The 12435-nt window shown below is 68.0% G+C and carries 13 protein-coding genes and 1 tRNA gene; 6 read left to right on the forward strand and 8 right to left on the reverse strand.

Going from position 1 to position 12435, the window contains the following annotated elements; genetic code table 11:
• The 4 genes from MFF42_RS17125 to MFF42_RS17140 form a co-directional block, all read right to left on the reverse strand.
• On the reverse strand, positions 1-555 hold a 555-nt coding region (locus MFF42_RS17125), incomplete at its 3' end, for a Hint domain-containing protein (protein WP_238256824.1).
• A 606-nt stretch (positions 556-1161) separates the two neighbouring features.
• Complete coding sequence (locus MFF42_RS17130) at positions 1162-3696, reverse strand: TonB-dependent receptor (RefSeq protein WP_238256825.1); 2535 nt, start codon at positions 3694-3696, stop codon at positions 1162-1164.
• 768 nt (positions 3697-4464) lie between these two features.
• A tRNA-Ile gene (locus tag MFF42_RS17135) sits at positions 4465-4540 on the reverse strand.
• 279 nt (positions 4541-4819) lie between these two features.
• Entirely contained in the window at positions 4820-5011 is a 192-nt protein-coding gene (locus MFF42_RS17140) for a hypothetical protein (RefSeq protein WP_238256826.1), read from the reverse strand.
• A 269-nt stretch (positions 5012-5280) separates the two neighbouring features.
• Between MFF42_RS17140 and MFF42_RS17145 the strand changes: the two genes are divergently transcribed.
• Complete coding sequence (locus MFF42_RS17145) at positions 5281-5493, forward strand: hypothetical protein (protein WP_238256827.1); 213 nt, start codon at positions 5281-5283, stop codon at positions 5491-5493.
• Between the two features lie 44 nt (positions 5494-5537).
• Here MFF42_RS17145 and MFF42_RS17150 read toward each other — a convergent pair whose 3' ends face one another.
• The 3 genes from MFF42_RS17150 to mntR form a co-directional block, all read right to left on the reverse strand.
• Positions 5538-5741 carry a hypothetical protein gene (locus MFF42_RS17150; RefSeq protein ID WP_238256828.1) on the reverse strand — a complete coding sequence of 68 codons (204 nt, stop codon included), beginning with the start codon at positions 5739-5741 and terminating at the stop codon, positions 5538-5540.
• Between the two features lie 107 nt (positions 5742-5848).
• Positions 5849-6157: a hypothetical protein gene (locus tag MFF42_RS17155; RefSeq protein ID WP_238256829.1), complete on the reverse strand. Its 309-nt coding sequence runs from the start codon at positions 6155-6157 to the stop codon at positions 5849-5851.
• 56 nt (positions 6158-6213) lie between these two features.
• Positions 6214-6714, reverse strand: a complete 501-nt coding sequence (gene mntR / locus MFF42_RS17160) for a manganese-binding transcriptional regulator MntR (RefSeq protein ID WP_238256830.1) — start codon at positions 6712-6714, stop codon at positions 6214-6216.
• A 344-nt stretch (positions 6715-7058) separates the two neighbouring features.
• Here mntR and MFF42_RS17165 point away from each other — a divergent pair, with 344 nt between their 5' ends.
• Positions 7059-8393, forward strand: a complete 1335-nt coding sequence (locus tag MFF42_RS17165) for an Nramp family divalent metal transporter (RefSeq protein ID WP_238256835.1) — start codon at positions 7059-7061, stop codon at positions 8391-8393.
• 9 nt (positions 8394-8402) lie between these two features.
• On the opposite strand, the gene MFF42_RS17170 is transcribed toward MFF42_RS17165, so the two are convergent.
• A complete protein-coding gene (locus tag MFF42_RS17170) occupies positions 8403-9293 on the reverse strand; it encodes a LysR family transcriptional regulator (protein WP_238256836.1) in 891 nt (296 codons plus the stop codon).
• A gap of 176 nt (positions 9294-9469) precedes the next feature.
• Between MFF42_RS17170 and MFF42_RS17175 the strand changes: the two genes are divergently transcribed.
• The 4 genes from MFF42_RS17175 to MFF42_RS17190 form a co-directional block, all read left to right on the forward strand.
• Positions 9470-10795: an SLC13 family permease gene (locus MFF42_RS17175; RefSeq protein ID WP_238256831.1), complete on the forward strand. Its 1326-nt coding sequence runs from the start codon at positions 9470-9472 to the stop codon at positions 10793-10795.
• Positions 10796-10922: 127 nt separating this feature from the next.
• Positions 10923-11324, forward strand: a complete 402-nt coding sequence (gene sdhC / locus MFF42_RS17180; protein WP_238256832.1) for a succinate dehydrogenase, cytochrome b556 subunit — start codon at positions 10923-10925, stop codon at positions 11322-11324.
• 11 nt (positions 11325-11335) lie between these two features.
• Positions 11336-11755 carry a succinate dehydrogenase, hydrophobic membrane anchor protein gene (gene sdhD / locus MFF42_RS17185; protein ID WP_238256833.1) on the forward strand — a complete coding sequence of 140 codons (420 nt, stop codon included), beginning with the start codon at positions 11336-11338 and terminating at the stop codon, positions 11753-11755.
• A 31-nt stretch (positions 11756-11786) separates the two neighbouring features.
• Positions 11787-12435: FAD-binding protein (locus tag MFF42_RS17190; protein WP_238256834.1), on the forward strand; the 649-nt coding region annotated here is incomplete at its 3' end.

Raw genomic sequence — 12435 nt, forward strand, 5'->3', positions numbered from 1 at the left:
GACGCGCACCGGCTGCTGGTGGGAAGGGAGCGTCGCACCCACAGCGGTCATCTCGCGGTGGCCGATCCAAGTGATCGGACGCAGGGTGCCGGAGGCGGTCACCGCGAGGTCGCCGACCTGGAGGTCCTCGACGGCGACCTCGCCGCGGCTCGTGCGGATCAGGGTTCCGGTGGTGAAGCAGACCGGCGCCGAATACGCATTCAGATTCGTATCACCGTCGGACGTGAAGCGCGGGGACGTCGTCGGAAGTGGCGTGTTCGAAAGGACTAGGCGAACGTTAGCGTCCGAGTATGTCGGCCCGAGGCTGTCGTTGAACTCGATCTGATTCGCGTTGTCGTACTGCGTCGCGTAAAAAGTCCGCGTCTGAGACGTCGTATCGCCCGGCAACAATCCCGTCACCGTGATCGGGCTACCGACGCCAGTCACGGTTCCGTTTACTGTGATCGGACTTGTGGTCAGATCATCGATACCAAAACTGGCTCTGGGCGCCCCGTCATCCGTCCCTGCATACCCAGCCTGGAATACGGTGTTATTGAAGTCGAACGGCGTCGCCATGGCTTATAACCCCCCAAAATCGTTTTGATGGTATTTCGAGAGAAGTGCCCGACCGCATCGAAGTCGGCACAGCTCTGATATCGACACGAGGAGAGAATTGGCGCCAAGCAACCGGCGCCACTTGAACTAGCTCTCTCAGGAAGCAGACTACCGGCACGGCCGGGACGACGGCTTAGCCAAACGAGGAATAATGATAATCGTGGCAGCGCGAAAGTGGATGGACGGGAGGTTTCACCCGAATTTGTGCATTTAAAGCCTGAACACATTTGAATTCGCTCAATGTGATCGTTGCGCAACATGCCAAAAATTCCCGGGCGACACAGGAACTCTTGGCAAGACCTTGGACGAGAGCGCTTCCGATGCCGTGGTCACCGGTTCGTCGAGAGCATGCGCATCAAGACAAACACCGAGAGGCGTATCCGGCCCGATTGCATCAGGCCGGATACGCCTCTCGCGGGCGGTCCTCGATCGAGATTGAGAGCGCGCCAGCCTCTCACAACGAGGAGGCGAAACCCGGCTCCGACGCATCCGAAATGGAGCGACAGACGTGAGCGCCACCCTTGGCGAGGAACACCGGGCTACACGCCACGCAGCGTTCTCCCACTCTCAGAACTTGCGAACCAGCGGCTCCACCGGCGCCGGCACGACGTCGGCATCGAAGACGTAGCGGACGCCGCCGTAGATCGAGAGCGGCTGAGCGAGGGTCGTGGTGCGCACGTCGTTGACCGGATAGCGGCCGGCGACCAGGCCGGGCTCGAAGAACGTGCCGAAGGTGGCGTACCGGTTGTTCGTGAGGTTGGTGATCAGGCCGAACACTTCGAGGTTCTTGTTGACCTGATAACTTGTGTTCAGATTGAGCACGTAATAGGCCGGAAGCTTCCGGTTCAGGTTCGAATCGTCGCCGCGGTAGAAGGACGAGGAGAAGGCCTGGACGTTCAGCCCGAGGCGCCAGCCCGGCAGGAGCAGGTAGTCGAAGCCGGCCTTGATCTGATGCTCGGGCACCAGCGGCACCTTCTTGCCCGGCGTGACGAAGATGGCGCCGTCGTCCGAGAGCGGATTGTTGGGCGAGGACAGCGTTCCGTTGAACCGGTAGGTGGCATCGATCAGGGCGTAGTTGGCGTAGAGCGAGAGGTCGCCACGGCTGTATTCCGCCGCGACCTCGATGCCCTGGCGCCGCGTCGCCGGAACGTTGACGTAGTAGCCGCGCGCGGAATTGCCCGGCGTGGCGAGCTGAATGATGTCGTTGGTCAGGTCGGTGCGGAAGGCGCCGAGCTTGTAGCTGAGCAGGCCGCCGTCGTAGAAATTCGGCACCGCGCCGCGGACGCCCACCTCGTAGGTCTGCGCCGTGACCTGCTTGAGCGGCGGATCGGCGACGAGCGAGTTCGGCAGGAGGCAGGGCCGGTCCGGATTCGCGCAGGCGAGTTCCAGCGGCGTGGGCGCGCGGTTCGATTCCGAGTAGCCGCCGTACAGCGACAGTTCCGGCGTGAAGCGGTAGGTCAGGCCGGCGACCGGGTTCACCTTGGTGAAGTAATGGGTGCCGGTGACGTCCGGCGAGAAGCCGGTGAGATCCTGCGTGGTGATGCGGGCGAAGTTCAGCCGCGCGCCGGCGGTCAGCGAGAGCTGATCGGTGACGTCGAAGGTGTCGCTGGCGTAGAGGCCCATATAAAGGTTCGAGCCGATCACTTGGCTCGGGGCGATGCCGAGCGCGCCGGCCGTGCGGATCTGTTGCGTGCCGAGGCCGGGAATCGTCCCGTAGAAGGGGTTGTTCGGATCGGTCGTGACCGAGAGGTCGGGATTGATGACCCCCAGCGTGCTCGACGACTTGAAGCTGTAATCCGCCACGTCGATGCTGCCGCCGACGACGAAGCTGTTGCCGTGGTCGAGGACGCGGTCGCGGTTGGCCGCCTGGAGCGAGCCGCCGTAGCCGGTCGCCTCGGTCTTGGTCACGTCCAAGGTGCCGTAGGGCACGCCCCCTGTGAACGGGATGCCCGGCGCGTTGAGCCCGCGCCCGAGGATCAGGAACTGGTTGCGGAAGGCGAGCTGCGATTGTCCGGCCGCGGGGGAGAAGCCGTCATCCTCGAAGCAGAGCCGGCCGCGGAAGCTGGACCGCGTGCTGCAATTCTCGAAATCGCCGTCGTTGCCGTCGACGTATTGGTTGCTGTAGCGGCGGAAATAGGCGTTTCCGGCCAGATCCCAGCTCGGCGAGATGTCGACGCGGCCGGTGACCTGGAGGGTGCCGACCTGCTGCGTCGTGGTCTGCGGGTAGGTGAAGATCGCCCGCTCGTCGACGCGGGTGAAGTCGACCGGCGTCGCCGCGGCGGCGCCGAAGAAGGTCCGCGCGAACTGGCCGATGAGGTGGAACTCGGAATCCTGCGAGCGGTAGCCGAGATCGGTGTAGATGCGGCCGATCGTGCTGGGGGATTGGAAGCGCCATCCCCGATCGTTGAGGCCGTCGCCCGCGAAGTAGAAGCTCCAGGGGCCGATCATCTTGCCGTACTGGAGCGAGCCGGCGATGCGCCCGTCCGAGCCGCCGAGCGCGGTGATCTCGGTGCCCTGCCAGGTGAAGCCGTTCTTCATCTGGATGTTGACCGCGCCGCCCAGCGCGTTGAGGCCGAAGATCGGGTTGCCGGTCACCACGTCGATGCGCTGGATCGCCAGCGGCGGGATCAGGTCGAAATTGACGACGTCGCCGAACGCCTCGTTGATGCGCACGCCGTTCTGGTAGACGGCGAGCCCCTGCGGCACGCCCTGGACCGGCGAGGCGGTGAAGCCGCGATAGGTGACGTCGACGCGGTTCGAATTGCCCTGCGAGTCGCTCAGGTTCAGGCCCGGGACGCGGCGGGCCAGGGTCGCGACCGCGTTGAAGGTGCCCCGATCGATGTCGAGATCGGCCGCGGTGACGGTCTCGACGGTGCTCGGAATCTTGTTGAGCGGCTGCTCGCCGCCGCGCAGGCGGGGCGCCGCGACTCCCGTCGGCGCCGCCCCGAAGGGGGACGCCCCCCGGCTCGCGCCGGAGCCCGCGACGCCGACCGGCGTGGTGGCGACGACACTGATTTCGCTCAGACTCACGGCCTCCTGCGCGAGCGCGCCGCCAGGCAGGAGAGCAACCGAAGCGATGAGACTGCTGCGAAGCGCTCGCATCGATTTGAAGACCCGTGTTCGTGTTTCTTGCTTCCCCCGCGGGGCAGGGGCCGCATTCTGTGCGCGGCCTCAGAGGCAAGCACAACGGATCATGCGCGAGTTTAATCCGTCCGCCGTTCGAAACATGATGCATTCGAGCAAGCCGTGGCGCGCCGGCAACAAGCTGCGTTGTTTCTCAACGGGTTATCGGAAAACCAGGCAATTGCGACCGGGATCTTTCGGCAATTCGCCGTGCAGAATCCCGCAGGATTTCGGCGACGAGGCCCGGCTGGCGCGAGGGCAAGAGATGGGCCGACCCCCCGATTCTGTCATCCCTCCTGCCGTTGAATTTCCTTTAAGGCCCTGGAAGGGACAGGTCAGGTGCTGGCTGCAGCCCTCAAACCGGTCAACGTTCCCTATAGTTTGGACGTCGGCCGCCAGGACGAGCAGGTCTGCTTTCCCGGCTGCTCGAAAGGCGATATCGACGCGGTGAAAGCGGCTAGCTTCTCCCCGTCATCACCTTGCGTCTTGAGAACGGCGGGCATGTCGAGGTGACAATTGCGGAAGCCGCCGATGTGATGGCACTGTTTTCACAGTTGCTTTGACGATTTCGGTCGATCCCAGCAAACACGAGACGTGCCGGCACCGTGCAAGGGCACCATCGCCGTGCAGGCACGGTCCTCTCCGGATTGGCCGTGCCGGGCTGGCTCGCGAGGCCACGAAAAGCCCGCGCCACGCCTCCGTCGCGTGAGGCGGGCAACCCTATGTCTCAAACCGCTGGGGAGCGCGTGGTGGGCCCGGCAGGACTCGAACCTGCAACCAGACCGTTATGAGCGGTCGGCTCTAACCATTGAGCTACAGGCCCGAGCATTTTTCTGCCGAGCACTGACGCCCTGAACTGGTCGTCGAACGACAGGGCAGGCGACGGAATCGGCGACAGAAACGCTGCTTTTGAGTAGCCGGGGAGGGGGCCTGCGGCAAGCCCCGGCCGATTCGTGCGGTGCGATCCTGAACCCATGTCCGCCGTCGACTGCCGCGACGGTCGGCGGCGCCCGGCGTCGCGACAGCCGGCACCGTGCCTCGGAACGAAGCGAATCGTGGCGAGGGAGTCGTCGAACCCCAGATTGGAAGGTGGGCCGGCTTTTCAGCGTTTCGGCTTTCTGTCCTCCGGCGTCTCCGGCTTGGGATCCCGCGCGGGATCGGGGTTGTGATCGGGCTTGACCGTCGCCCCGGGCGTGCCCTTGCCGGGATGCCCGGTCTGCTCGTCGATGTTGCCGAGGGCACCGCCGTCCTGTGTTCTGCCGGCCTCCGTGCCCGGCTTCTCCGGCTTCCTCATGTCGGTCTCCCTTTCGCGGAGCAAGAGCGCTTCAGCTCCGTAGAACGCGCGGCGAACCGTCGAAGAACCGCAGGAGTGGCATTATGATGCACAGCGGATCGGTCCGCGGCGGGCACCCCTCTCGTTGGGCCGATGGTCACGATCGCCAGAGAGGGCTTCGAGCCGTCCTCGGGCCTCCGCTCCGGCCGCATCGATCCATCTGTCGGGCGGCCCCTCGCGATCGGTGGCCGGCTGCCCTATGCTGGGACAGGCTGAATCAGGAGAACATCATGCGCTATACCGTTCATTGGACCGCGCCGTCCGGCCCGTCGCGGGAGCCGCACGCTCTCGGCACGCGGGCGGCCGAGCGGGCCATGACCTTCGCGAGCATGGGCGCCGCGGACGTCTACGTGGAGACCAACGACGGACGGGTGTTCCGGGCGCCGGCGCAGATGGAGGCCCTGGTTCAGTACGCCCAGACCGCCGACGCCGAGCAGGCCTGAGCCGGCGGCGCAGGGACACCCGGCCGGCGTCCGGGCGGCCGATGTCAGGTGCCGACGAGCTGCCACTCGAAGACGAGCTGGCGCAGCCTGATCTGGGCGGCGCGGCGGGCCTCGTCGAAGGTCGCGTAGCTCTGCGGAGCATAGCGCCGGGGCGCCCCCTTCTCCACGATGGAGCAGACGAAGCGGCCCGGGCGCCGCCAGCACGGCCGCACATCGATGGAATAGGGGTGGTCGCTCCGGTCAGCCATCCCGACATGGTGCCATGCCCGGCGACCGCGACCAAGGCGCCGCGGGATCGCGCGAGACTCACATTTGCTTGTAGCCGGCTCAAGCCGCCAGTTCTGGCAGCGCGGCCTCAGGCCTCATCCTCATTCTGCGAGGGGCGTAAGGAACGCTCGATCGTTTCCAGAACCGTCTTCGCGAGCGCCGCGTCCGGATCGTCGCGGAACAGCACGTCGCGCAGCATGGCGAGGTAGCCTTCGAGGCGCTCGTCGTAGTGGTCGGAATCGATCGAGCGCAGCACGCTCGCCAGGAACCCCACCGCCATCTGGTGGGCCACCTGCTTGGCGCCGAGATCGGCGAGGCCCTCGGCAAGGTTCGTCACCGCCGCGTCGTGCCGCGCGCTGACGGCGGCGAGCGCGGCGAGTTGCTGGGTCTGGTCCATCGGGGTCGGGTCCTCGGAACGCGCGGTCCGGTCTGGAGGCAAGTCGACAGGCAAATCTACAGCTTCGCGTCGGCGAAGCGGCGGAACGCCTCCAGCGTCTCCGCGCTCACATGGTGCTCGATGCCCTCCGCGTCGCGCCGGGCCGTCTCGGCACTGACGCCCACGGCGCGCAGGAAGCGCTCGACGATGCGGTGGCGCTCCCGCGACTGCTCGGCGAGCGCCTGCCCCGCCGCGGTGAGGAACACGCCGCGATAGGGCCGCTGCTGCACGAGGCCGTCCTCGGCGAGCCGCTTGAGCATCTTGGCGACCGTCGGCTGGGCCACGCCGAGGCGGGCGGCGATGTCGACCTGCCGCGCCTCGCCGCCGTCGCCGATCAGGTCGGCGATCAGCTCGACGTAATCCTCCACCAGTTCGAGGCGGCGCGCCTCGCGGGCCTGACGGAAGCTCTCGACATGAACCTCCGCATCGACGAGCGGCGCGTCCGCGCCCGCCCCGTGCGGCTCCGGTGCCGGCTTCTGCCCCCTGTCTCGCCCCAACTCTCGCGATGCGTCCTGCATGAGGCGGCGGGCTCCTCCGGTCTCGGGCGCGGCCTCGGCGGCGCGCCTCACATGGTCGGCGAACGTCCTGGTCGTCGAACGTCGTTCACGGAACGCCCGGCGCGCCGGCCGTGCTCCGGCGCGGACGGCCGACGGCAGGCCTGTCATCGGTCGTTCGTGCCGCCCTGTTTAACCTATGCGCCCCACGGCCGGGAACCCGGTCGCGGAGCCTCTTGATCCCAGCTTCGGCACAGCTTTATAGCTGAAGCTATATGGCCGTCTCGTCCCTGCCGGCGCGGCCGGCCGGCCCTCCCTCCGGAGCGACGGGCGGGGACACGAGCGCCTCGATGCGAATGGAAGCAGTGATGGATCAGGTTCGGCCGCCACCGCCCGGGCAGGCCTCCGCGGAGCCGAGCCTCGGCGCGCTCAATGCCAGCGTGCCGGTGCGGGCGGGCGGCTTCTGGCTGTGGCGGCTCTTCGCCTTCCTCGGGCCGGGCTACATGGTCTCGGTCGGCTACATGGACCCGGGCAACTGGGCCACCGACATCGCCGGGGGCGCCCAGTTCGGCTACACGCTGCTCTCCGTCATCCTGCTCTCGAACCTGATGGCGATCGTGCTCCAGGCACTCGCCGCGCGGCTCGGCATCGCCACCGGCCTCGACCTCGCCCAGGCCTGCCGCGAGCGGACCTCGCGGCCCGTCTCCATCGCCCTGTGGCTGATCTGCGAGGCGGCGATCATCGCCTGCGACCTCGCCGAGGTGATCGGCACGGCGATCGCCCTCAAGCTGCTGTTCGGCATCCCGCTGACGCTCGGCGCGATCATCACGGCGCTCGACGTGTTCGTGGTGCTGCTGCTGCTGCGCCGGGGTTTCCGGGCGCTGGAAGCCTTCGTGATCGGCCTCCTGACGATCATCTTCGTCTGTTTCGGCATCCAGATCGCGCTGGCCGCGCCGCCGGTCCAGGCGGTGCTCGGCGGCTTCGTGCCGTCGCGGGAGATCGTGACCAACCCGGCCGCGCTCTACATCGCCATCGGCATCATCGGCGCCACCGTGATGCCGCACAACCTCTACCTCCATTCCTCGATCGTGCAGACGCGGGCCTATCCCCGCACGGAGGAGGGGCGGCGCGAGGCCCTGCGCTTCGCCGTCACCGATTCGACGGTGGCGCTGATGCTCGCGCTCTTCGTCAACGCCGCGATCCTGATCATGGCGGCGGCGGTGTTCCACGCGGGCGGGCGTACCGAGGTCGAGGAGATCGAGCAGGCCTACGAGCTGCTCTCGCCGCTGCTCGGCGTCGGGCTCGCCTCGACGCTGTTCGCCGTGGCGCTGCTGGCCTCGGGCCTCAACTCGACGGTCACCGCGACGCTCGCCGGCCAGATCGTGATGGAAGGCTTTCTGCGGCTGCGCCTGCCGAACTGGGCGCGGCGGCTCATCACGCGGGGCATCGCCATCGTGCCGGTGGTGATCGTGACCGCGCTCTACGGCGAGCAGGGCACCGCCCGCCTCCTCGTGCTGAGCCAGGTGGTGCTCTCGATGCAGCTGCCCTTCGCGGTGATCCCGCTGGTCCGCTTCGTCTCCGACCGGCAGCTGATGGGCCCCTTCGCGATCCCCGGCTGGCTGAAGGGGCTGGCCTGGACCATCGCCGGCATCATCGTGGTGCTGAACGTGAAGCTGCTGATCGACACGCTCTTCGGCGCATGAGGCGGCGCCTCACGCCTCGGGGGCGCGCAGATGCGCGACGAACTCCTGCGCGAAGGGCGGCAGGCCCGCGAGATCGCGCAGGCAGAGCGTGAGGTCGCGCGCCGCCCAAGGATCTTCGAGGGGCACGAGGGCGATCCCCATGGTGCGCCACGCCCGCCGCGCCGTGGTCTCCGGCACGATGCCGAGGCCGACCCCGCATTCGACGAGGCGGCAGACCGCGTCGAAGCTGCGCAGCTGCACCCGCAGCCGCATCGGCCGGCCGATGCGGGAGGCCTTGTCGGCGAGGAAGCGCGTCAGGGCGCTCGGCCGGTCGAGCCCGACGAGGTCGTGCTCCAGCACCTCCGCGAAGCCGACGCTCTTGCGGCGGGCCAGCGCGTGGCCGGTCGCGACCACCACGACGAAGCGGTCGTGGCGGAACGGGAAGGTCTGGAGCGTGCCGGTATCGACGGTGCCCGCGACGATGCCGAGATCGGCCGCCCCGTCGGCCACCATCCCGACGATCTCGTCCGACGTGCGCTCCTCGATATCGACGCTGACGCCGGTATGCAGGGCGAGATAGGCGGAGAGCGCCTCCGGCAGGAATTCGGTGAGCGCGTTGGTGTTCGACAGGACCCGGATCTGGCCGACCGCGCCGCCCGCGAAGACCGACAGGTCGCCCTGCAGCCGCTCGACCTGACTTAAGATCTCGCGGGCATGGGCCAGGAGGGCGCGGCCGGCGGGCGTCGGCGTCACGCCCTGGCGCCCGCGCAGCAGGAGCGCGGCGCCGAGCGAATCCTCCATCGCCCGCACCCGCGCCGAGGCGGCGGCCAGCGCGAGGTTCGCCCGCTCCGCTCCATGGGTGATCGAGCCGGCCTCGACGACGTGGCGGAACAGGTTCAGGTCGACGAGATCGAAGCGCATCATGGCCGTGGCCGAACGACAGACCGAAGCCTTCGCATTCGCCCGCGGCGGAGCCAAGCCCCGCGATGGTGCGGATCGCAACAGCGTCCGTGCCGCATGAGCCTTCGCGGTTGACGAAGGCCGCCCCCACGAAAGCCGAATTGCGAACGGTTCCAATTCGCAGTTGAACCGCTTCCATGAGCGCCGCAGCGGCCAGCGTTTTGGGAGGACAGGGCACGGTCGTCGCGACCGGCGGCCTGCTCGTGCTGTGCATGGGGCTGTGGGCGACCGGCCTCGTGGCCGAGATCGTCACGGCGCTGATGTTCTTCGCGCTTGCCATGCTGCTCAAGCTCGCCCCGGCGCAGACGGTGTTCTCGGGGTTCGCCTCCTCCGCCTTCTGGCTGGTGACGGGGGGCATGGTGGTCGGGCTCGCCATGAACCGAACCGGGCTCGGCAACCGTCTCGCGCGGATGCTGGCGGCGCGCCTGCCCGCCTCCTATCCCGGCTTCATCGCGGGCCTCGTCGCCTTCTCCTTCGCCCTCGCCTTCGTGATGCCGTCCAATCTCGGGCGCATCGCGGTGATGGTGCCGGTGGTGATCGCCCTGTGCGACGCCTTCGGGCTGGAGGCCGGGCGGCCGGGACGGACGGGGGCGCTGCTCGCCTTCGGCGTGGCGACGCCGATGCTCTCGGCGGCGATCCTGCCCGCCAACGTGCCGAACCTCGTCATGGCCGGCACCGCCGAGACCTTGTTCGACGTCCATCTCAGCTATCTGCCCTATCTCTTTCTGCACGCTCCGGTTCTCGGGTTCGTCAAGGGCGCGCTGCTCGTCGCCTGCACGGTGCTGATCTTCCCCGATCGTCTCGACGGGAAGCGGCCCGACCTGCCCCCGCTCCCGCCGGCCTCGGCCGAGGAGCGGCGCCTCTCGGTGATCCTCGCGGTGATGCTGGCCCTCTGGCTCACCGACGGCTGGCACGGCATTCCGCCGGCCTGGATCGGGCTCGCGGCGGCCGTGATCTGCCTGCTGCCGCGGGTCGGCGTGCTGCCGCCGGCGAGCTTCAACGAGATCCCGCTGAAGACCTGCTTCTACGTCGCGGCCCTGTTCGGCCTGACCGCGATCGTCAACGAGACCGGGCTCGGCGCCGACCTCGGCCACGCGCTGCTCTCCGTCGCCCCGCTCGAACCCGGCGCGCCGGCCAAGAACTTCGCGACGCTGATCGGCCTGTCGATCGGCTTCCTGTTCACCACCACCGCCAACGGCGCGCCCGCCCTCTACACGGCGCTCGCGGAAGAGTTTTCGCGCGCCAGCGGCTTCGACCTGATGAGCGTGCTGATGGTGCAGGTGGTCGGCTACTCGACCGTGTTCCTGCCCTATCAGGCCCCGCCCATCATCATGGCGATGGATCTCGGCCGCCTGTCGCTCGCCGACACCACGAAACTCACGCTCGCCACGGGCGTCGTGTCGCTCCTCGTCGCGGCGCCGCTCGCCTATCTCTGGTTCAGGCTGACCGGGCGACTCGCGTGAGACAGATCCGCGCGATCGTCAGCTTGACCAATGCTGCACTGCAGCATGGGCATTGCCGGGCGGAACCGGGCGCCCTAACCCTTCCCTGGAATTCATCCAACCTTTGACGCGAGGATCGTGAGCCGCGATGAACCCTACCGTCAGACCTACGGTCGCTCAGCCGCTCTCGCCCCATCTCCAGATCTACCGCTGGACCTGGACCATGGCGATGTCGGTGTTCCACCGCATCACCGGCACGGCGCTCTACGGCGGCACCTTCCTCGTCGCGGTCTGGCTCGTGGCGCTCGCCTCCGGTCCGCGCGCCTACGACACGGTGGCGTGGTTCTTCGGTTCGTGGATCGGGCGCGCCATCCTGTTCGCCTACACCTGGGTGCTGCTGCACCACATGCTCGGCGGCATCCGCCACTTCATCTGGGACGCGGGCTACGGCTTCGACCGCGACCGGCGCCTCGGCCTCGCCCGCGCGACGCTGATCGGCTCCGTCATCCTGACCGTCGTGATCTGGGCGATCGCCCTGCTCGTGCGCTGAGAGGCTCGCCCATGTCCCAGGTCGACAACCGCCAGAACACCGCGCTCTCGATGCGCACCCCGCGCGCCCGGGTGAAGGGGCTGGGTGCCTCGGGCCACGGCGCCGACCATTTCTGGCTGCAGCGCCTGACCGGCGCCTCGAACGCGCTGCTGATGCTCGCCTTCGTCGTCATCATCGCGCTGATGGCGGGGCGGACCTACCCGCAGGCGGTCGCGCTGGTGTCGCACCCACTCGTCGCGATCATCCTGATCCTGGCGGTGATCTCGGTGACGATCCACATGCGTCTGGGGATGCAGGTCGTGATCGAGGACTACGTCCACAGCCACGGCCTCAAGTTCGCGGCGCTGATCGCCAACACCTTCTACGCGGTCGCGGTGGCCGCCGCCTGCCTCTACGCGATCATCCGCGTGAGCCTGGGCGGGCTCGCCTGATCGCCGGCACCGGAACCGAGGATTCACGCGAATGGCCTCCAACGGAACGAACGGCGGCGCCCCCGCCTACGCCATCACCGACCACACCTTCGACGTGGTGATCGTCGGCGCCGGCGGCGCGGGCCTGCGCGCCACGGTCGGCTGCTCCCAGGCCGGCCTGCGCACCGCCTGCATCACGAAAGTCTTCCCGACCCGCTCGCACACCGTGGCGGCGCAGGGCGGCATCTCCGCCTCGCTCGGCAACATGGGGCCGGACGACTGGCGCTGGCACATGTACGACACCGTGAAGGGCTCGGACTGGCTCGGCGATCAGGACGCGATCGAGTACCTCGTGAGGAACGCGCCGGCCGCGGTCTACGAGCTGGAGCACTGGGGCGTGCCCTTCTCCCGCACGGAAGAGGGAAAAATCTACCAGCGGCCCTTCGGCGGCATGACCACCGATTACGGCAAGGGCACCGCCCAGCGCACCTGCGCCGCCGCGGACCGCACCGGCCACGCCATGCTCCACACCCTCTACGGGCAGGCGGTGAAGAACAAGACCCAGTTCTTCATCGAGTATTTCGCCCTCGACCTGATCATGGACGAGGACGGCCGCTGCCGCGGCGTGATGGCGATCGATCAGGCCACCGGCGAGATCCACCGCTTCCGCGCCCAGCAGACCATCCTCGCCACCGGCGGCT

Origin of the sequence: Methylorubrum podarium (assembly GCF_022179745.1) — a bacterium.
Classification (GTDB): domain Bacteria; phylum Pseudomonadota; class Alphaproteobacteria; order Rhizobiales; family Beijerinckiaceae; genus Methylobacterium; species Methylobacterium podarium.